The 17,934-nt window shown below is 49.7% G+C and carries 24 protein-coding genes; 11 read left to right on the forward strand and 13 right to left on the reverse strand.

What is annotated here, in order from left to right; translation table 11 throughout:
• Positions 1 to 214: 214 nt before the first annotated feature.
• The 4 genes from DIU38_RS16415 to DIU38_RS16430 all read left to right on the forward strand — a co-directional run bounded on the left by DIU38_RS16415 (position 215) and on the right by DIU38_RS16430 (position 2,152).
• A complete protein-coding gene (locus DIU38_RS16415) occupies positions 215 to 619 on the forward strand; it encodes a hypothetical protein (RefSeq protein ID WP_146750343.1) in 405 nt (134 codons plus the stop codon).
• A 15-nt stretch (positions 620 to 634) separates the two neighbouring features.
• Complete coding sequence (locus tag DIU38_RS16420) at positions 635 to 1,210, forward strand: Crp/Fnr family transcriptional regulator (RefSeq protein WP_112654566.1); 576 nt, start codon at positions 635 to 637, stop codon at positions 1,208 to 1,210.
• Positions 1,211 to 1,409: 199 nt separating this feature from the next.
• The gene (locus DIU38_RS16425; RefSeq protein WP_112654565.1) at positions 1,410 to 1,952 is read left to right on the forward strand and encodes a hypothetical protein; all 543 of its coding nucleotides are present in this window, start codon (positions 1,410 to 1,412) and stop codon (positions 1,950 to 1,952) included.
• Positions 1,952 to 2,152, forward strand: coding sequence for a hypothetical protein (locus tag DIU38_RS16430; protein WP_112654564.1), 201 nt, complete (start codon positions 1,952 to 1,954; stop codon positions 2,150 to 2,152). Before DIU38_RS16425 ends, DIU38_RS16430 begins: the two co-directional genes overlap by 1 nt.
• Here DIU38_RS16430 and uvrA read toward each other — a convergent pair.
• Positions 2,149 to 4,668: an excinuclease ABC subunit UvrA gene (gene uvrA, locus DIU38_RS16435; RefSeq protein WP_244311210.1), complete on the reverse strand. Its 2,520-nt coding sequence runs from the start codon at positions 4,666 to 4,668 to the stop codon at positions 2,149 to 2,151. The two genes, DIU38_RS16430 and uvrA, sit on opposite strands and share 4 nt — an antisense overlap.
• 192 nt (positions 4,669 to 4,860) lie before the next feature.
• On the opposite strand from uvrA, the gene DIU38_RS16440 reads away from it, so the two are divergent.
• From DIU38_RS16440 to DIU38_RS16455, 4 genes are all read left to right on the forward strand, one after another.
• A complete protein-coding gene (locus DIU38_RS16440) occupies positions 4,861 to 5,301 on the forward strand; it encodes an Hsp20/alpha crystallin family protein (RefSeq protein ID WP_112654562.1) in 441 nt (146 codons plus the stop codon).
• Positions 5,302 to 5,386: 85 nt separating this feature from the next.
• Entirely contained in the window at positions 5,387 to 6,076 is a 690-nt protein-coding gene (locus tag DIU38_RS16445; RefSeq protein ID WP_146750344.1) for a DUF6515 family protein, read from the forward strand.
• A 58-nt stretch (positions 6,077 to 6,134) separates the two neighbouring features.
• Positions 6,135 to 6,428: a hypothetical protein gene (locus tag DIU38_RS16450; RefSeq protein ID WP_112654560.1), complete on the forward strand. Its 294-nt coding sequence runs from the start codon at positions 6,135 to 6,137 to the stop codon at positions 6,426 to 6,428.
• Positions 6,425 to 6,631, forward strand: a complete 207-nt coding sequence (locus DIU38_RS16455) for a hypothetical protein (RefSeq protein ID WP_112654559.1) — start codon at positions 6,425 to 6,427, stop codon at positions 6,629 to 6,631. The genes DIU38_RS16450 and DIU38_RS16455 overlap by 4 nt, the downstream gene beginning before the upstream one ends.
• A 46-nt stretch (positions 6,632 to 6,677) precedes the next feature.
• Here the strand turns inward: DIU38_RS16455 and DIU38_RS16460 are convergent, their stop codons facing one another.
• Genes DIU38_RS16460 through DIU38_RS16500 form a run of 9 tightly spaced genes read right to left on the reverse strand, consistent with a single transcriptional unit; the run spans position 6,678 to position 15,510 of the window.
• Positions 6,678 to 7,454: an HAD-IIA family hydrolase gene (locus DIU38_RS16460; RefSeq protein WP_112654558.1), complete on the reverse strand. Its 777-nt coding sequence runs from the start codon at positions 7,452 to 7,454 to the stop codon at positions 6,678 to 6,680.
• A gap of 4 nt (positions 7,455 to 7,458) precedes the next feature.
• Complete coding sequence (locus DIU38_RS16465; RefSeq protein WP_112654557.1) at positions 7,459 to 8,529, reverse strand: L-dopachrome tautomerase-related protein; 1,071 nt, start codon at positions 8,527 to 8,529, stop codon at positions 7,459 to 7,461.
• A 24-nt stretch (positions 8,530 to 8,553) separates the two neighbouring features.
• Complete coding sequence (locus DIU38_RS16470; RefSeq protein ID WP_112654556.1) at positions 8,554 to 8,997, reverse strand: hypothetical protein; 444 nt, start codon at positions 8,995 to 8,997, stop codon at positions 8,554 to 8,556.
• A complete protein-coding gene (gene ligD, locus DIU38_RS16475; protein WP_112654555.1) occupies positions 8,994 to 11,858 on the reverse strand; it encodes a DNA ligase D in 2,865 nt (954 codons plus the stop codon). Before ligD (DIU38_RS16475) ends, DIU38_RS16470 begins: the two co-directional genes overlap by 4 nt.
• Positions 11,855 to 12,304 carry a hypothetical protein gene (locus DIU38_RS16480; protein ID WP_112654554.1) on the reverse strand — a complete coding sequence of 150 codons (450 nt, stop codon included), beginning with the start codon at positions 12,302 to 12,304 and terminating at the stop codon, positions 11,855 to 11,857. The genes ligD (DIU38_RS16475) and DIU38_RS16480 overlap by 4 nt, the downstream gene beginning before the upstream one ends.
• Positions 12,301 to 14,736: a DNA ligase D gene (gene ligD, locus DIU38_RS16485; protein WP_112654553.1), complete on the reverse strand. Its 2,436-nt coding sequence runs from the start codon at positions 14,734 to 14,736 to the stop codon at positions 12,301 to 12,303. Before ligD (DIU38_RS16485) ends, DIU38_RS16480 begins: the two co-directional genes overlap by 4 nt.
• Before the next feature lie 21 nt (positions 14,737 to 14,757).
• Positions 14,758 to 14,925, reverse strand: coding sequence for a hypothetical protein (locus DIU38_RS16490; RefSeq protein ID WP_112654552.1), 168 nt, complete (start codon positions 14,923 to 14,925; stop codon positions 14,758 to 14,760).
• Between the two features lie 6 nt (positions 14,926 to 14,931).
• The gene (locus DIU38_RS16495; protein WP_112654551.1) at positions 14,932 to 15,300 is read right to left on the reverse strand and encodes a DUF3606 domain-containing protein; all 369 of its coding nucleotides are present in this window, start codon (positions 15,298 to 15,300) and stop codon (positions 14,932 to 14,934) included.
• 36 nt (positions 15,301 to 15,336) lie between these two features.
• Complete coding sequence (locus DIU38_RS16500) at positions 15,337 to 15,510, reverse strand: DUF3606 domain-containing protein (protein WP_112654550.1); 174 nt, start codon at positions 15,508 to 15,510, stop codon at positions 15,337 to 15,339.
• A 61-nt stretch (positions 15,511 to 15,571) separates the two neighbouring features.
• Between DIU38_RS16500 and DIU38_RS16505 the strand changes: the two genes are divergently transcribed.
• Genes DIU38_RS16505 through DIU38_RS16515 form a run of 3 tightly spaced genes read left to right on the forward strand, consistent with a single transcriptional unit; the run spans position 15,572 to position 16,451 of the window.
• Positions 15,572 to 15,799 carry a hypothetical protein gene (locus DIU38_RS16505; protein WP_112654549.1) on the forward strand — a complete coding sequence of 76 codons (228 nt, stop codon included), beginning with the start codon at positions 15,572 to 15,574 and terminating at the stop codon, positions 15,797 to 15,799.
• 17 nt (positions 15,800 to 15,816) lie between these two features.
• On the forward strand, positions 15,817 to 16,047 hold the full coding sequence (locus tag DIU38_RS16510) for a hypothetical protein (protein WP_112654548.1): 231 nt from the start codon (positions 15,817 to 15,819) through the stop codon (positions 16,045 to 16,047).
• Positions 16,048 to 16,049: 2 nt separating this feature from the next.
• Positions 16,050 to 16,451: a DUF5655 domain-containing protein gene (locus DIU38_RS16515; protein ID WP_112654547.1), complete on the forward strand. Its 402-nt coding sequence runs from the start codon at positions 16,050 to 16,052 to the stop codon at positions 16,449 to 16,451.
• 4 nt (positions 16,452 to 16,455) lie between these two features.
• Here DIU38_RS16515 and DIU38_RS16520 read toward each other — a convergent pair whose 3' ends face one another.
• From DIU38_RS16520 to DIU38_RS16530, 3 genes are all read right to left on the reverse strand, one after another.
• The gene (locus tag DIU38_RS16520) at positions 16,456 to 16,677 is read right to left on the reverse strand and encodes a DUF6965 family protein (protein WP_112654546.1); all 222 of its coding nucleotides are present in this window, start codon (positions 16,675 to 16,677) and stop codon (positions 16,456 to 16,458) included.
• A 31-nt stretch (positions 16,678 to 16,708) separates the two neighbouring features.
• Complete coding sequence (locus tag DIU38_RS16525) at positions 16,709 to 17,149, reverse strand: hypothetical protein (protein WP_112654545.1); 441 nt, start codon at positions 17,147 to 17,149, stop codon at positions 16,709 to 16,711.
• 133 nt (positions 17,150 to 17,282) lie between these two features.
• Positions 17,283 to 17,804 carry a hypothetical protein gene (locus DIU38_RS16530; RefSeq protein ID WP_112654544.1) on the reverse strand — a complete coding sequence of 174 codons (522 nt, stop codon included), beginning with the start codon at positions 17,802 to 17,804 and terminating at the stop codon, positions 17,283 to 17,285.
• Between the last annotated feature and the right edge of the window lie 130 nt (positions 17,805 to 17,934).

Here is a 17,934-nt window from a genome sequence, read left to right on the forward strand (position 1 = left end):
TTTATCCGGAGATTTTACTGCAAGTTAAAATTTATATTTCGCATTCCCGCAAGTTGTAAAATTGACAGGCATCCCTGGCTAAACAATTTATTTGTTAACCCAGCGGGCACCCGCTTTTTTCCCCCCAGAAGTTTGCCCATTAGGGAGCATCCCTCGCTGGTCGGAAGATAATAGGTCAATTGGTTTGAAAAGAATTTTTAAAACCTTCAACTAGTTGAACTTTTTTGCAGCCGGGCCAGGCGACCTTTGTGTAATGGAAAATAAAAAGACAGTAGTAAAGATCCCGGATAATGTGCCAGGCACAGGACCGGTACTGATGGTGAACCTGCTTAAATTTGCGGACCGCCGCCTCTACCTAGAAGAATACCTCCCGGCGTTTAACCGCGTGGTGAAAACTTTAGGCCTTGAAGCTAATGTAAAACTCGTGACGAACGTATTAGCCAGCGTAGTGGCGGATGAAGGTGAGGACTGGGACGCCATTGCTATCGTGGAGTATGCCAGCGCCGAAACATTTCTGACCGTGGCACAAAGCGCGGCTTACCACGAAATAGCCGAACCGCTTCGGCTGGCCGGTACTGCCAAACTCAAACTGTATATGACGCGCCAGTTCGAGTTGTAATACCTATCTTAGCTCATGCACCAGCTGATCCTGAACAATTTTGCCATGCATATCGCGCTTGCCCCTGCTGAACAGGAGCAAGCGCTTACTTTCTTTCAGCTCAGGGAAGTGAAGAAGCGCGCCTGCCTGCTGCAGGCAGGAGAAACCGACCGCTACATCTACTTTGTCAAACGCGGCTGCCTGCGCATGTTTTACACCGATCAAAGCGGCGAAGACCACATCATCGGTTTTTACCCCGAAAACTGGTGGACCTGTGATATTGTGAGCTTTTTTAATGCAAAACCCTCGGCAAATGCCATTCAGGCGCTGGAAGACAGCGAGGTCTATTATATTTCGTTACCACAACTGGAAAAACTGTTCCAAATCCTCCCGAAGTTTGAGCGCTTTTTCCGTATCCTCAGCCAAAATGGCTTCGAGCTGTATGAGCGCCGCATCACCTCTCAACTTTACAAAACCGCCGAAGAACGCTACCTCGAGTTCCGTAAGCGCTACCCCGGGCTGGAGCAACGCATCGCCCAAAAACAGATCGCCGGTTATCTAGGCATCACGCCGGCGTTCTTAAGCATGATGCGAAAGGCAAGTGGCGTTTGAGGTTTGATTTGATTAACTTTGCCAGATAACAGAAGAAATTGTAGCAAATAACAATTCTGCGGCATTTTGGTGTTAAAAAATCATTGAAACAAACGCGGCTACCGGCCTGTTTTACCGGTATGAAAACAGCCCTTGACCAATTGCCGCCGCAACAGACCGGCCGACAGACCGATTTTACACAGGAAAAAAACATGATACATTGGAACAGGCGCATACATCCTTCCAGGTCGCGGCGGGACGAATGCTTTCGGTTAGCAACTGGCACGCATATTCAGGGGCGGGTTCAGCGAAGTTCGTGCTTTGCAATAACCAGGGCGAGGAAGTAGATGTGCTGGCCGAGGAAGGTTTCTTTATCAGCATTGACCTGCCAGGGCCCGGTCCGGATGCAGGCGATGGCGTCGAATGGGTACTGATCGAAAAGCTGGTTTCAGAAGGCGGCGCACACACCGCGGAAGAATATGTGCTCATGACCGTGCGTCCGGCGGCAGATCCGCATAAGGCCGCAGCGGAGATCGCGCATTTTTATACGGATGAATCGACCAGTACCTTTATCGTCCGCCGGGACGGGCTGGTGGTCAGCGCGGGCGCACACGGCCGAAACGAAACCCCGAATAATGAAGCTGTCGATCTGCACGATAAGATCCGCAACACCGCGATCGCCTTAATCGCCAGGGTCGGTCTGTCAGGCGGTCAGTGGCAAAAACTGGTAAATGGTTTAATCGAATTTAAGGAAACAAAATAATGGGGAAACAACACGATACAATTCCGGGCGAACAGCCCGAAATTCCGGTGCCGAACGAGCAGCCGGAAGTAAACCAGCCATCAGATCCCAAGACACCTGAAGTGCCTCAGGAAGACCCGCAGGTAGTCCCGGATGAATATCCGCCGGAGGAAAACCCTCCCGCAAATCCCAGCGTTGATGCCGGCGAATTCAAGCTTTAAACGTACTTGGCGAGATAGGTCGCGGTCCGGCTGCCTTTGGTTCCCACGATAAAAGCTGGTGTCCCGGCGGCGACAATCTGGCCACCGTCTTCACCGGCGCCGGGACCGATGTCGATCACCCAGTCACTGCCCGCAATAACCTGCATGTCATGTTCGACCAGAATAACGGTATTGCCTGCATCTACCAGGCGGTTGAGCTGTAGCATGAGCCGTTCAACATCAGACGGATGCAGACCGGTAGTCGGTTCATCTAAAATATAAAGGGTCTGCCCGTGTTGCGCCCGTTGCAACTCGGTAGCTAGCTTGATGCGCTGGGCCTCGCCGCCGGATAGCTCAGTAGCCGGCTGGCCTAAACGCAAATACCCCAAACCCACTTCGCGCACCACTTCCAGCGCGCGGCTGATCGACGGTTCTTCATCAAAGAAATTAGCCGCATCGTCAACGGTCAACCCGAGTACTTCGGCGATGTTTTTGTCCTTGTATTTTACTTCGAGCGTCTTCGGGTTGTAGCGCGTACCGCCGCAGGTCGGGCAGGGTGTGTACACGCTTGGCAGGAATAAGAGTTCCACCATTACCATCCCTTCCCCTTCGCAATGCGGGCAACGCCCTTTGGCCACGTTAAAAGAAAAGCGGCCCGCGTCGTACTTACGGCTTTTGGCCGTCGGGGTGGCAGCAAATAATCTACGTACATGGTCAAACAGGCCGGTATAGGTAGCCAGATTGGAGCGCGGCGTGCGTCCGATGGGTTTCTGGTCAACTACGACCATGCGCCTAATGTTCTTCATGCCGGAGGTGATCTGCCCCCCCAGCGTTTGCACTTCGGTTTGTTCGAGCGGATCGGCCTCCGTATCGCCGGAAATATCCACCTGCACACCTAAACTTTCGCCAACGAGTTCCACCAGGACCTGGCTGACGAGGCTGCTTTTACCCGAGCCGGAAACACCCGTCACGCTGGTCAGTACGCCTAGCGGAAATGCCGCGTCGAGCCGGTTCAGGTTATTGCGTGTCACGCCTGCCAGTTTTAACCAGTCTTTTGGTACCCGCGGATCACTAATGGGTTTAGCGGTATCGCCATAAATATAATGACGGGTCAGCGATGCTTTGATGTCTTTCAGGCCGGCCGGCAATCCGCTGTACAGAATATGCCCGCCTTTTTCGCCGGCGGCCGGGCCGACATCCACGATCCAGTCGGCATGACGGATCACGTCGATCTCATGCTCGACCACGAACAGGGAATTTCCGGAGGCTTTGAGTTTATCCAGCGCCCGCAGCAAAGCTTCGGTATCTGCGGGGTGCAAACCTGCCGAGGGTTCATCAAGCACGTAGACGACGCCGAACAGATTGGAGCGCACTTGGGTGGCCAGTCTCAAGCGCTGTAATTCGCCCGGTGATAAGGTCGGTGTACTCCGCTCGATGGTTAGATAACCCAGGCCGAGGTCCAGCATAACCTGCAACCGCGCTAGAAAGTCTTCGGCGATGCGCTGGGCAACGATCACTTTTTCGGGATGTTTGGCAGCCAGCTTTTTTAAGGCGGGTGCATCACCGCTGGCATAAGGGTGGAAAGTCGTCGCCAGCTTATTGAGCGCCAGCCCCGATAGTTGGGCAATATCATAGCCGGCAAATTTAATACTCAGTGATTCTTGCCTGAGCCGCTTGCCATGACAAACCGGGCATTCGCTGCTGAGCATATATTGGCTTACCCTTTTTTTCATCAGCGCACTTTGGGAATTGGCGAAGGTATGCCGCACATACCTGCGTGCACCGGTAAAAGTACCCATATAGTCGGGCTGGCGCTTATGCTTGATAAAACGTTGTATTTCTTCGTGGTTGTAACCGGAATAAACGGGTACGACCGGCTGTTCCTCGGTAAATAAGATCCAGTCCCGGTCTTTTTTAGGCAGGTTCTTCCAGGGTACATCAATGTCATAGCCCATGGTGGTCAGTATATCCCGCTGGTTCTGACCCTGCCAAGCGGAGGGCCAGGCGGCGATGGCTTTTTGGCGGATAGTTAAGGTGTCATCGGGTACCATCGTCTTCTCGGTGATCTCGTAGACCCTGCCCAGGCCGTGACATTCGGGACAGGCGCCCTCGGGCGTATTAGGCGAAAAGGATTCGGCATAGATGATCCCCTGGCCCGGTGGGTAATCACCGGCACGGGAATAGAGCATGCGCAATAAGTTAGATAGAGTGGTCACGCTGCCCACCGAGGAACGCGTGCTAGCGGAGCCGCGCTGCTGCTGTAAAGCAACGGCCGGCGGCAGGCCATCGATTTCATCCACCTCCGGGATAGCCATCTGGTTAAACAGCCGCCGGGCATAGGGCGATACCGATTCGAGGTAGCGCCTTTGTGCCTCGGCATACAGCGTTCCGAAGGCCAGCGAAGATTTGCCCGATCCCGAAATACCGGTGAACACCACCAGCGCATCGCGCGGGATTTCCAGGCTGACGTTCTTTAAATTATGTTCCCTGGCACCGCGCACGCGGACAAAACCCGAAAATTGTTGCTGATCACTCATCATCTTGAAACAGGCGGGGCAAGGCATTGTTTGTGTCGGGGCGCTATCCTATACGCTGAAAAATTGACACCGCCGCTGAAAAAATTACAGCCGCAAACTGTAATTTTTTCAGCATCAACGGACTGGCACAGGCCTTGTAAGGCTTATGACAGTTTAATTAATTTTATTGTTCATTTATTAATTTAGAAGGCCATGACCTTAGTTAAATTCAATCCAGAAAAAAGAAACAGTTCATTATTGCCAGGCTTTAGTGACGTTTTCGACTCCATTTTTAACGATACCTTTTTTAACGACCGGATGGTGACCCGTGTTCCGGCTGTCAACATCAGCGAGACCGAGAACAACTATCATGTGGAACTGGCCGCGCCAGGCTTGAAAAAGGAAGATTTTAAACTGAATTTAGAACGCAACAACCTGACCATTTCGGTCGAACAGTCTTCAAATCACGAAGACAGCCAGAAGAACTACAGCAAACGTGAATACAGCTATAGCTCTTTCGTGCGTTCGTTTACCCTGCCGGACAGTGCGGACGACAACCAGATCGAGGCGACCTACACCAACGGCGTTTTACGTATCGATATTGCCAAACGCGAGGAAGCCAAAACCGTCCGCAGGCAGATCGAAATAAAATAATCGACTCCATCATATATCCACAGAGGCTGCCGTCATGGCGGCCTTTTCGGGATATACTATTGTAGGACTTTAAATTTAAATGACCATGAAAACGATGAATAAATTCTTAATTGGATTAAGCATCGCAGGTTCGCTGGTTTTAGGTTTAACCGCTCCTGCCGATGCCCAAAGAGGCGGCCGCATGACCGCCTTTAACAGGACAGCTTTTCACCTACGCCCCGATGCAATGGCGGTACATGCCGGATTCTATCACCCCTATGTTTATCCGCGTATAGGTGTAGTCGTTCATTCACTGCCCGGAGGCTATTATTCATTTTTTTGGAATACTTATCCCTATTATTACTATGACGGGCTGTTCTATCAATCCTATGCGGATGGCAGCTATAAAGTCGCCGCGCCGCCGATTGGTGCGGAGGTGCCTTCATTGCCCATCGGGGCAGAGATTCTAACAATCGACGGCAATCCTTACTGGGTATACAAAGGCATTTACTATGATTCCGTCATTCATCCAGGCGGACAGTTTGCCTATAAGGTAGTAGGCAAAGATGGCATCCTGAACACGACTGCCGAGCCGGACCCGTCTTTACCGCTGGTAGGCGACATGACCAACCGCCTGCCCGACGGCGCTCACCAGGTGAGGCTAAGCGGCAAAACTTACTGGGTAACGCCGGATGAGATCTACCTGGAGGAGGTCAGAAAAGACGACAAGCTCAGCTACCGGGTGGTTTCGGTTCCGGAACGCAAAAAAGAAGAACCCGCACCGGAAAAAGGATAACAAAAGCTAAATCACAAAGGGCTCCTGCACGCAGGGGCTCTTAAAATTTAGGATAACAATGGAAACACAATTTTATATCTTATTGAGCCTAAGTACGCGGCAGGGGTTTGCGGATTACGGGCAGTACTTTTTTGGCAATGACCGCGAGGCCGCCTATGATTTGTTCAATCAGCTGAAAGGTAGCCCTGATTTAAAAGATACACGCCTGCTGCATATCGACCTGATGGAAACGGTAGGCGAATTGCCGGTAAAAATTAAAACCATTTGTTGTACGCTGGAAGAACTCGGCTATAACTGTAAACTCATCGCCCGCGAGGTGTTCCGCTTAAAAAACCTGGAGGAAATGATATGAAACAGAAGATAGATTTTTATAGTTCGCTGCTTTTTTCGCTGCTTTTTTGCTTTTTGTTTTATGATTGCATCTTATGGGCGGCGGGAAAAATTCATCAGGTGCCCGGCAGCCACCGGCAAATCTTGCTGATCGGATTTCTACTTTGGTTTATTTCGCTCGTGCTTCGGCGGGATCGTGATGATGACTGGGCAGGACAAGTTTGACGATTTAAACTTGCAGTAATATAAAATTAAAATAAAAACGGATTTATTACCACCATTTTAGAGGAAACTCGATCTCGTCAACAGAATCTACGACCAGGTGAGGCCGGTAGCCATATTTGATCAACTGTTCTTTGTCAGCGATCCCGGACAAAACGAGTATGGTTTTAAATCCCATATAAATGCCGCCAATGATATCGGTTTCCATGGTATCACCAATGACGGTCACCTCTTCAGGCTTTAGACCCATATAGGCGGCTGCCGAGCGCATCATGACCGGGCTGGGTTTACCTATCACAAACGGTTCGCGCCCGCTGGCTTCTTCGATCATCGCAGCCGTCGCCGCAATGCCCAGGTTATTCCAGCCTTCCCGACGCGGTGAGGGATCGCGGTTGGTGGCAATAAAGCGCGCACCGGCCAGGATCATGTCGACTGCCTTGTGCACTTTCTCCAAACTGAATTCCTGTCCTTCGCCAAGAATAACCAGGTCAGGTTTTTTGTCAGCACTGCGAATGCCCGCATTTTTCAGGCTCTTCAGCAAGCCGCCCTCGCATAAAACGTGGACTATGCAATCCGGGTAATGCTCAGTAAGAAAGGTCGCAGTGGCCATCGCACTGGTATAAATATGCTTTTCGGTGACCTTTATGCCCAGCTTTGCCAGCTTTTCAACCGCGTCCGCACGGCTCTTTGAACTGTTATTGGATAAAAAAGTAAACGGTATTTTGTCCTTTAACAGGCGCTTTACAAAAACGTCAGCGCCTTTTATCAATTCTTCGCCGGCATAAATTACGCCGTCCATATCGATCATTAACCCGTGTTTTTTCATCCCTCTAAGGTAATTTCGCTTTAAAGACCATATAAGGACTGGTCCGTTTATTCACCCCGTTATTATAGTCTGGCTGTTTTTGTATCTGCGAGGTGGTGATATAAATAAAGCCATCCTTGGAGATGCTGTAGGTATCCGGCCAGATCAGTTTGCTGTCCCTGATCCAGATATGTGGTTTCAGGTCCGGCGTAACCTGCACCATACTGTAGGTAATCGGGTCTCCCAGATATAAGTTTCCTTTGGGGTCAAATTCCATCCCATCGGTATTGCTGATATTGCCCAGGTCCTGCACCTGGCCGGCCAGGTGCTGACCGCTAAGGGCCGGGTTGTTCAACGCACTGGTTGGAATGCGAAAGAGTTTCTTATCCGTAATGGTTTTATAATACAGGTAAGCCCTGTCCGGTGATAAGGCAATGCCATCCGACTGGAATGCTACCGGCTGGCCTTGCTTCTTAAGTTCGCGGCCGTCGATAATGAATTTTACATTGGGATCGGGATGGGTGGATTTATGCGCCTGCAGCACCTGCCTGGACTGACCAGTTTTGAGATCGAGCACGACAATCCCGCCGGTGCCGGAATTAGTCAGGTAGGCCATTTGTCTTTTGGTATCAACGCGGATGTCATTCAAATAGCTCTGATTATCAATTGTGCCCGGAAAACGGTAGATCTTTTCGATCTTATTGGTAGCCAGGTCAAATTTCACCACCTTGGCGCTGTTGTTATACACCTTGCCCAGCTTCGGTGCAGCCGGATCGACGATGTATAATTTATCCTGGTCGTCCACATACGCGGTTTGAACGCAAACCCATTTGTTCATGCCATCCTGCCCCGGCACCCAGTTGTTTGTCGCCGCATCGGGATAAGGAACAGCTTTACCATGCACCACTTCTACTACGCCATATTTGTAAGTGTCCGACCAGCGCGGATAGGTGACAAATAACCGGCCTTTAGCAGATACGGCCACACCGGTAAACTGGTAGGTGTTATCACTGTATACGGGTTGTAATTTGGATTGCGCTACTGCGGAACAAACACCCAGCAAGCATGCAAGAATCGAGAGTTTGATGGTTTTCATGGCTTTGGTTTTAGTTGTTAATCATCACTTGTTGCGTAAGGCCCTCATCACCGAAGCTGCGACTAAGCCGCCCAAGGTATACCAGGCTACGGTTAATAATTTTGTTTTGTCTGTTCGCGTTACCGGGGCGTCGCTCAGACCCATTGGCCCGGTCAGTGTTAAAGCGCCCACGCCGGCAGCTATTCCAACGGCGGCACCCCTTAGCAGTAAATATCTCTTTTTGCCAAAACCGATGGTACTATAGTATAAGGCATTGCTAAGTATATCGCCGGTAAGGGTGGCGATAAAAAGGGCGTTGCCGTTGGGCGGTGTCAGGCCCAGGGATTCCATTCCTTTGGTTAAAGCTTCTTCACCGACGAGGTCGACGCGCGGTGCTTCGTGGTCAATTTGTTTTACGGCCTGGTGCACTATATTTAATGCTACCGCACCGGTGATACCGCCAACCATACTGCTGATCAATTTTTTCATAGTTCAATTTCTTTAGCTTTTGTCAGAGTCTTCTTTAAGTCAATTCCCGTGCCGAGCACGCCTTTAAACAGATCACCCGTTTCTCTTAAGCGGGCAATGGAATTATAGATCGTAAAATGCCGCATCATTAGTCCCGGTCTGACCTCATCCCAGGTCAGCGGCATAGACACTGTGGCGCCGGGTTTGGGCCGCAAGGAATAAACACCGGCAATGGTGGCATCCGGGCGGTTTTGCAAAAAGTCCAGGTACATTTTCCCGCCGCGGTTTTTCACCATCCGTTCGAGGCTGGTATATTCGGGTATTTGTTTATGCACCAGGGTAACGATGATCTTGGCGAACATTTGACTTTGGTCGTAAGTATACTTCGCGCCCAATGGAATGTAAATATGCATTCCGGTGGAACCTGACGTTTTGGGGTAAGCAGGTACTCCCATAGCATCCAGTACTTTTTTAACTTCCAGCGCCGCGCTGATCACCTGGTCAAAATGTTGTTTGTCCGGGTCGAGGTCGATGATACAGAAATCGGGATTATCTGGGGACTGTACCCTGCTGAACCAGGGATTGATCTCGATACAGCCGAGTGAGGCCATCCAAAGCAGGCTGGCTTTATTGGTAGCTACCAGGTATTCCTTTTCTTCGCCCTTGTCGTTGGTATGCGGCATCGTGCTCATACAATCGGGCACTTTGTCCTTTACGTTTTTCTGGTAAAAGCTGGGGCCATGGATACCATTGGGGAAGCGGTTCAAGGACATCGGCCGGTCCTTCAGGTACGGCACCATGTACTCGGCGACCTGGTCGTAATAGTTGAACATATCCCGCTTGGTGATACCGTCTTCCGGCCAGTATACTTTTGAGAGATGATTGAAAGTTAAGGGGCAGCCATTTACTTTGACGGTCTGGCTATCCTTGTCTGCGTCCAGGAAGCTAGCTTCCGGTTTGATCGTTTTACTCATGGCTATTGCCGGGTTAGGTATTTCCGTTGCTTCTGCAACGATTTGGTTTGTTTCGGTGGGTGTTTCTAAAATGACCTCTTTTGGGTTCTTGTCGCGGCGCATGCCTTTAAATGAGGCCTGCCGGACTTTTCCATCGCTGGTGATCTCAGCTATATTTACTTCACAGACCAATTCAGGTTTTAACCAAAATGGCTTTGCGCCGAGCCTGCGAGGGCGGAACTGCGAGGGTTCGTCCACATCCGGTTCGACATCAAATGGACACACATCCGTGATGAGCGGCTTGAACTCGGCCATCATTTCTTTTTGCTTTTTCTCCGACCAGCCGGTACCGACCTTGCCAATATAGCGCAGCACACCGTTTTCATACACGCCGATTGCCAAGGCGCTGAAGAGTTTATCAGTTCCGGCGTTCCGGGTGAATGCACCAATGACCACTTCCTGCCTACGTTCGACCTTAACCTTAAGCCATTCTTTGGAGCGGTCGCCGGCCGAATAGGCGCTGTCGGCTTTCTTGGCCATGATGCCTTCGATGCCGGCTTTTTCCGCCGCATGGAAAAATTCGATACCGTTCACCGCGAAAGCTTTGCTCAGGCGGATCAAATCGTCAGCGGGCAACACCGCTTCCAGGATCGCCTTCCGTTCGGTAAGCTGAAGGCCCCTCAAATCGCGCCCATCGTACCACAAAATATCAAATACGTGATAGACCAGTTGCCCATCCTTCCGCCGCTGCCAGTTCTGGATCGCGCTGAAATCTGATTTACCATCTGCGCCGAGCACGACGATTTCCCCATCGATAATGGCTTTGGCATTCCAGTTTGCCAGCGCGTCCGTTATCGGATGAAACTGGTCAAAAGAAATATTATTGCGGGAGATAAGTTCCGCGTTTCCATCACCGACTACAGCCAGTGCCCGGTAACCATCCCACTTAATCTCGTAGAGCCAGCCCGAATCATCAAACGGTTCGCGCACCAGCGTTGCCTTCATGGGCTGTAACTTAGCCGGCATTTTGGCTTTTGGCGCTTTTTTCAGCAAGCTGTTCAAATCGTGTGTGGGTGGTACCGCTACTTCGGCCTGGCTGCTCTTTTTTTCCACTTTGAGGCTCGGTTTGTTGCCGCGTCTGGAAGGTCCGCCGCTTTCTTCCGACAGTTCGATCCAAACCGGCGCGTGATCGCTGCTGCCTTTCCAACCGCGGACATGCTTGTCGACCGTAGCTGAAACCAGGCGGTCAGCACTCTTTTTATTCAGCAGGAAATGATCGAGCCGTAAACCGGCATTCCTGCCGTAAGCATCGCGCAGATAATCCCAAAACGTATAGATGCGGGCGGTAGGGTGTAAGGTGCGGATGGCATCCGTCCAGCCCTGCTCTACTAAATCTTTATAGGCTGCTTTTGTTTCTGGCCGGAATAAGGCATTGTTCACATATTTTTCGGGCTTATAGGTATCCAGGTCGGTGGGCATCACGTTATAATCACCAATCAGGATCACCGGCAGGTCGCGGCCAACCAGGTCGCTGGCATGATCCGTCAGCCGCTGGAACCAGCGCAGTTTGTAGTCAAACTTTGGCCCTGGCCAGGGATTGCCGTTAGGCAGGTAAATGCAGCCGATCACGATGCCATTAATAAATGCTTCGATATAGCGGCTGTGGGTGAACTCATTGTCATCACCCGGTAGGTCGTTTCTTAATTCTTTGATTTCAGATTTGGCAAGAATAGCCACGCCATTCCAGCTTTTTTGCCCCTGCCAGATGGCGTTGTAGCCTGCCTCTATTAATGCCCGTTCAGGGAAACGGTTGTTTTCACATTTAAGCTCTTGCAAGCATACGATGTCCGGATCGGCCTCTTTCAGCCAGCGCAGCAGGATGTCCAAGCGGCCATTGATACCGTTGATATTGTAAGTCGCGATCTTCACGGCTTTTGTTTGAATTGTAAATGGAACAAGAATTCGGCATTTGGCTTGCCTTTGAACAGGTCGGGGCGGTCTGTTGCCCACAGGCCGCTGGACGTGGCGATATAGTCCTGCATCTGACAAAACGCGTCCAGTACGTCCTCGAGTGGCACCTCGGTGATATACGCGTCGCAGGTTTCTTTTTCAAAGTTGCCGCCGATGATCCGGCCGAGGTTAGTTTCAATATCCTTGCCGGTATCCAGCTCATCAATCGGTGTTTCCGGCAGATCTTTATAAATGACATTTTGCCCGTCCGTCTGCACTACGATCACCTGCCGGTCAGCCGGCGAAACGCCATAAAAACGGATGGCTTCGTAATCCGGCTGATGGATATGAAAGCTGCTCCAGATATGGTGCAGGCTGTAGACCTTGCCATTAACCAGTTGCAATATGGAATCGTAGGGGATCATGCCAGTAGCGTTTTAAGGTTTTTAGTGTTGGCCTCTTTAAGCTTTTCGTCCGTCAGACCCGCCCACAAATCGCCTTTCTTTTCCAACCGCTCTGGTAGGGTGTCCATCGTGAACTTTTTAGGGTCGAGGTTATCTTTCACCTCCTTCCATTCCAAGGGCGTCGAAACTGTCGGGTGTTTGTACGGTCGCACCGAGTAGGCACAGGCCAGTGTATCGGCGTAGTCATTTTGGCTTGGATCGACAAACAGCTTGCTGCCGCGGTGGTCAATGCTTACTTCGGTGGTGGCAATATCCGGTACTTCTTTTGCTACGAGGCCGCATATCTTTTCAGCCAGAGTCCTTGCCTGCGGAAAAACAAACCCCTGGCAGGGCAAAAATAAATGGATACCTGTTTTGCCCGAGGTTTTGACAAAGCTTTGCAGCTTGTACCGGTCAAATACTTTCTTCGCTGCCTGTGCGGTCTTGATCGCTTTTCCAAAATCTTCGTCTGATGGATCAAGATCAATGCTGATAAAATCGGGTTCTTGCGGACTGCTGATGCGCGAACTCCAGGGGTTCAGGTCAATATTGCCTAAGTTGATGAGGTAAAGCAAGGCTGCTTCGTTATTGCAGACCGCGTAATCGATCTGGTCGCGCTTCCCTTTCTTTTTATGACGACGATGGTCAGAATATATATCAAGGTAGTCGGGCTCGTGCCCTTCCATGTCCTTGATGTAAAAGCCGGGGGCATTAGCGCCATCCTGCTTGATATGCAATGACAACGGCCGTTCTTTGAGGTGGGGCAATATATGATTGCAAATGCTATGGTAATAGGTGATCAGCCGCGCTTTGGTAATACCGCGCCACAATTCCTGTTCAATATTATTGATGGTAACCGTATGCCCGCCAAACTCGAAATCACGTTCTGACTGTATTTTTTTGTTTTGGATCTTTGGCCAGTTGCTGTCACCCGTTGCCTCGACCGGTTCTTTGATTTTCGGTTCGTCTATAATTTCTTCTTCCTGCTCATCGCTTAACGGCACCTCTCTGACCACCTGGCTGGCTTTTTTATCCTTGCGAAAACCGAGGAAAGTAGCCGGTTTGCGGATGCGCCCCGTTTTTGTCCAGGTCGCGAATTCAAAGTTGGCTACTAGTTCGGGTTTGACCCAGTGGATTTTCGCGCCCTTGGTATCCAGCACCTTGTTGATAAACGGCGTTTTATCTATCTCCAGCTTTTGCAACTGCGTCAGGATGCCCGGCATCTCGCTTTGCTTATAGCCGCCGCCGGAGCGGCCGATCCATTCGAATTCCCCTTTGCTGTTATAGGCGCCGAACAATAATGAACGAAATGAACGGACTTTATCTGATTCTGCCCAGCCGCCGATCACAAATTCCTGGCGCTTGCGGGTGGGCGTTTTCAGCCAGCGGTTATCGCGGGCATCTGGTACATAATTACTGTCTTTTCTTTTGGCGACTATGCCTTCCAGGTCGAGGTCGAGCGCCTGCTGGTATAAAGCTTCGCCATCGTCGAATGATTCGCTGAAGCGCAGCACTTCACTGCCTTCCACGAGTTGTTTTAAAATGGCTTTGCGATCCGTCAGCGGCAGTCCCATTAAATTATAACCGTCCAGCCAAAGCAGGTCGAATACGCAATAATTAATCGGTGTTTCGTGGCCGTTAAAAGTTTGAAGTGCGTCAAAATCGGGTTTCCCTTCTTCATTGAAGACTACAACTTCGCCATCCAGTACGGCATCGTGGCCCAATTCCTTTAAGGCATTGGCCACGGGCGGATATTTCTTGGTGTAGTCCAGCGCGCTGCGCGAATCCATGCGGACTTTTTTATTGTCGATGTAGGAAATGATGCGGTAGCCGTCCCATTTGACCTCGTAAAGGTAGTCTTCATCCGGCACCACTTCCTTGGTCAACGTGCAAAGCATCGGTTTGACGGATGTCGGCATCGCTTTTTTGATGCCCCGTTTTTTCAGCTCATCGATACTGACAACTGTTGTTTTTTCTTTGGCTGGCTCGCGGTCGCTGTTCCAAACACTGGCACCTTCCTTTTCGGCCAACTGCTCAATGGTCAGTTTGGAGATAACCGATTTGTCTTTAAGCAAAATATCGTCTTTAGTGGCGTACTGGTCATCGGCTTTAACCAGCCGCCAGCCGCCCTCGTATTTATCTTCCTTGAATTTGATCAGGATAAAATCCCCTTTCAACTTGTGGCCGTGCAGCGTTATCTTTATCGCGTTCTTATAATAATTGGACATCATCCAATGTTCCTTCGCTGCTTTGTCTTTCAGCTTTTCATCCACGGCCGGTTCATACCAGCCCTCGTCCCAGACAAAGACCGTGCCGCCGCCGTATTGGCCTTTAGGAATGATGCCCTCAAAATCTTTATAATCGTAGGGATGGTCTTCGACCGGCATAGCCAGCCGCCTTTCTTCCGGGTCCATCGACGGCCCGCGCGGCACTGCCTAGCTTTTAAGGACGCCCTTGACTTCCAGGCGGAAATCGTAGTGTAAATGAGAAGCATCATGCTTCTGAACAACAAAAAGCAGCTTATCCGAGCCGGGCTTGCCGCCCGCCGGTTCCGCGGTTTTCTTAAAATTCCGCTTGGCTTTATATTGATCCAGTTCCGTCATGATTGATCAGGTATGCGCTTTGCGCTGGTGCTGATAAACACTGGGCTCGGCGCCGTTGTTTTTACCATCCGGCGTTTCCAGTGCGGCATGCGGCTCGTCGGTTTGTTCAAATGTTTTGATACCGGCTTTCAAATCTTCCTGGCTCAGGTGATCTTTATCCTCGGTTTCAGTGGGTTTTGTTTTTTCAGTTTTCATGGTATTGGGTTTGTTTAATTCCCGCCGCACATTCGGTGCCTCCGAACCAGCTGCCAGCACGGATGCCTTCAATTTGTGTACCGATACGCCGAATTCCCTCGTCCAGAATTCCAGGCAATAGGCATCATCGATGTCCACGGAACGGGCGTCGGGATTGTTTTTTTTAACTTTTCGGATCATGGCTTTGCAGATGAGAAAGCCCCTTGCGGGGCTTTCTTATTTCTTTCCTTCGAGTTTCTTTTCGACAGCGGCCCTTTTATTGCTGCCAGTCGCCTTTTTCGCGGCCTCCACGTTTTTAGCGGTAGTGCCTTCTTTCTTTGCTTCGTATTTCAGTTCGTGTGGTTGTTCCGATACGGAGTTCCTTTCCACTTTTGCGCCTCTTGTTGCCATATTAGTTAATTTTTTTAGTTAGAAGAATAACAAATTCTGTTTCAATGGGTTTTATGATTTAATGGAAAAATTTGAGATCAAAGTGAACGGTGCCCAGGATGTCTTTTATTTTGAGGTACAAATTTTGCGGGAGGAACACTGTACCTATCAGGTTTATGAAAATGGCACATTGGTGGCCGTTTTTGAACCGGACGAGGAGGAATACCTGCATGTTTGCGATAATCCAGGGGGGCTGGACGAAGAAGTTATCTATCAGATCGCCTTAAAGATCGAAGCACAAACGGTTTAATTATATCAACAAGAATTATGAGTTCTGCATTTGTAAAAGAAGGTGAGTACCAAAAATTGAGCGACGTCTCGCCCTCCATAAGCGCATTGTCGTTTTACCTCCGCCAAGAAAACGGTGGGCAGGTCATCCGTGAAATGAAAAGCTTTTACAGCGAAAAATGCGGACGCCATGTTTATGAAATGAGCGACGGCCTCACCTACGCGCTGAACGATGAAAACAAATGGATCATCATTCTTGAGGCCTGTTGATCATGAGCTGGACCTGCCCCAAATGCGAACGGGACCTGCCCTGGGCCGACTTCCGGCATTATTGCAAGCGGGTTAGCCTGGACACGCTTTTTGAAGGACGCTCCGATGAACTGGTATTGGTTTTTGATAAGATACTTGCCGAACTAGCCGACTGGCCCAAAGTGCTCATCAGTACCACCCCCAACTGCATTTTATTTTATCGCCGCACCGGTTTCCTGGTCATCCGCCCCATGAAAAAATGGCTCGATCTAAAATTCTATTCTAAAACCCCGCACAAGGAAAAACCCGTGATCAAAAGCGCGGCCGCAGGAAAAAAATATGAGAACCATATCCGGCTTTCAAATTTGGAAGAGCTTAAACCGGGGGTATTCATTTATCTCCGGGAATCTTACGAATTGGTTTGATAATTTATAAAGCCGGAATTTCCGGCCCATCATATGGAGTTTCGAGGGCAGTCATTATATCAGTCAGCCGGTGTTTGGCCCGGTTATCATTAGGATTGGCCAATAGATTTTCGATATTTCGCTTCACCGCATCTTGAACTTCATGCTGAGTGATGGCTCTGTTGATGCGCAATACTTTTGGAAGTTCTTTATCTTTGAACCAGGCGATCAGTTCTTCGTTAGTCATCCTGCAAAGATACCCTAAGTATCTCTGGCAGCTATAGCTCATCCAATTTTTTTTGTTCCTCATCCGAAAATTGCACATGCTCGGCTAAATCCTTAACCATCTTGCGGGCGAATACCGCACCGGAGTCATTGCTTTTCATCACATCATCATCCCCAAGATCAGCGTTTGGGCCATAAATGGCCTGCTTCAGGTCGCGGCGCTGCTCTATTTCTTTTACCTTGCCGTCTACCTTTTCTACCATCGAATCGTCGGGTGTGCCGTTTTCAGCCAGGTCTTTAAAATCCTGGTAAGGTTGCAGGTTAACCTTCATGACCTTTTGCATAACCTCTCCCCATTGCAGCAGTTCTTCCTTACTGTAATCCGGATTGTTCTTTTCCGCCATGTATTGCACCATAGCGAGGTATTGCTCCGGCGTGCCGCTAAAACGGCGGCCGAGACCGAGCAGCTTCGCGAAAAAATTCAGCAGTCCCATAGGCACTATCTTTTATGCAATTTACAAAATCTGGCGAAAACTGCCAGTTTTGTGTCGGAGAATAAGCCGCTCAATCAGCTTGCACCGCGCGATGGCCAAAAAAAGTCGATAATTTTCTGCTATGGTATATAGTTTAGCATCCGGCCAGAGCATAGGGCTTGCAGTTTTCCAGCAGGGCGTCAAGCGCAATCAATAATTCGTTTAAATCAAGTATCTCATCGCGAAATACTACGGTATCATTGAAAGCATTATAACCTCTGTGCGTGTGCATAGGGATATGACCGAATATCCCACTGTTTAGGTGAGGGTTCATCGCTAAATCTGTGTAGACGCCTTGCGAGTTAAACTTAAAATACTCATGTACGCGCTCATCGTAATGCGCGAAATGGTTACGAAATGACCGATTGGAAAGCGGGTTGCTCTCATCAACTTTGAGCAGTCGCCGTAATTCAACTCCGCACTGTTTATACTTTTTGTCAGGCCAAAGAATTTTTGAGACAATTCCTACAGATACCAGGATGGATTGAATCGAGCACCAGGTTTCTACATGGTCAAAATGGTCATGCGTTGCCCGCAAACGTTCAGCAGCTCGCTTTGCAATTTTAGATTGTAACACAATCTCTCCTATTAATATCATTTCCTGAAGGCCATTCATTTGCTTAAATTTTGATCCGTAAAAAGTTTAACATCATATTTTTATTAATGAACAAAATAAAAGCTAGGCTGCGCAGCCTATTTGCGCACTACTAATTACTTTTTTTTAGAAAAATATTATCTAACTGCCT

It is taken from the genome of Mucilaginibacter metallidurans, from assembly GCF_003286435.2.
Lineage (GTDB): Bacteria > Bacteroidota > Bacteroidia > Sphingobacteriales > Sphingobacteriaceae > Mucilaginibacter > Mucilaginibacter gossypii.

Excerpts from the sequence above, each read along its gene's own strand:
- DIU38_RS16515 (WP_112654547.1), top strand. The coding sequence starts at position 16,050 with ATGAGCTGGACCTGCCCCAAATGCGAACGGGACCTGCCCTGGGCCGAC.
- DIU38_RS16460 (WP_112654558.1), bottom strand. The coding sequence starts at position 7,454 with ATGAAAAAACACGGGTTAATGATCGATATGGACGGCGTAATTTATGCC.
- ligD (WP_112654553.1), bottom strand. The coding sequence starts at position 14,736 with ATGGACCCGGAAGAAAGGCGGCTGGCTATGCCGGTCGAAGACCATCCC.
- uvrA (WP_244311210.1), bottom strand. The coding sequence starts at position 4,668 with ATGAGTGATCAGCAACAATTTTCGGGTTTTGTCCGCGTGCGCGGTGCC.
- DIU38_RS16520 (WP_112654546.1), bottom strand. The coding sequence starts at position 16,677 with ATGACTAACGAAGAACTGATCGCCTGGTTCAAAGATAAAGAACTTCCA.
- DIU38_RS16465 (WP_112654557.1), bottom strand. The coding sequence starts at position 8,529 with ATGAAAACCATCAAACTCTCGATTCTTGCATGCTTGCTGGGTGTTTGT.
- DIU38_RS16420 (WP_112654566.1), top strand. The coding sequence starts at position 635 with ATGCACCAGCTGATCCTGAACAATTTTGCCATGCATATCGCGCTTGCC.
- DIU38_RS16505 (WP_112654549.1), top strand. The coding sequence starts at position 15,572 with ATGGAAAAATTTGAGATCAAAGTGAACGGTGCCCAGGATGTCTTTTAT.
- DIU38_RS16500 (WP_112654550.1), bottom strand. The coding sequence starts at position 15,510 with ATGGCAACAAGAGGCGCAAAAGTGGAAAGGAACTCCGTATCGGAACAA.
- DIU38_RS16430 (WP_112654564.1), top strand. The coding sequence starts at position 1,952 with ATGGGGAAACAACACGATACAATTCCGGGCGAACAGCCCGAAATTCCG.
- DIU38_RS16490 (WP_112654552.1), bottom strand. The coding sequence starts at position 14,925 with ATGACGGAACTGGATCAATATAAAGCCAAGCGGAATTTTAAGAAAACC.
- DIU38_RS16480 (WP_112654554.1), bottom strand. The coding sequence starts at position 12,304 with ATGATCCCCTACGATTCCATATTGCAACTGGTTAATGGCAAGGTCTAC.
- DIU38_RS16510 (WP_112654548.1), top strand. The coding sequence starts at position 15,817 with ATGAGTTCTGCATTTGTAAAAGAAGGTGAGTACCAAAAATTGAGCGAC.
- DIU38_RS16525 (WP_112654545.1), bottom strand. The coding sequence starts at position 17,149 with ATGGGACTGCTGAATTTTTTCGCGAAGCTGCTCGGTCTCGGCCGCCGT.
- DIU38_RS16470 (WP_112654556.1), bottom strand. The coding sequence starts at position 8,997 with ATGAAAAAATTGATCAGCAGTATGGTTGGCGGTATCACCGGTGCGGTA.
- DIU38_RS16445 (WP_146750344.1), top strand. The coding sequence starts at position 5,387 with ATGAAAACGATGAATAAATTCTTAATTGGATTAAGCATCGCAGGTTCG.
- DIU38_RS16450 (WP_112654560.1), top strand. The coding sequence starts at position 6,135 with ATGGAAACACAATTTTATATCTTATTGAGCCTAAGTACGCGGCAGGGG.
- DIU38_RS16495 (WP_112654551.1), bottom strand. The coding sequence starts at position 15,300 with ATGATCCGAAAAGTTAAAAAAAACAATCCCGACGCCCGTTCCGTGGAC.
- DIU38_RS16455 (WP_112654559.1), top strand. The coding sequence starts at position 6,425 with ATGAAACAGAAGATAGATTTTTATAGTTCGCTGCTTTTTTCGCTGCTT.
- DIU38_RS16530 (WP_112654544.1), bottom strand. The coding sequence starts at position 17,804 with ATGAATGGCCTTCAGGAAATGATATTAATAGGAGAGATTGTGTTACAA.
- DIU38_RS16440 (WP_112654562.1), top strand. The coding sequence starts at position 4,861 with ATGACCTTAGTTAAATTCAATCCAGAAAAAAGAAACAGTTCATTATTG.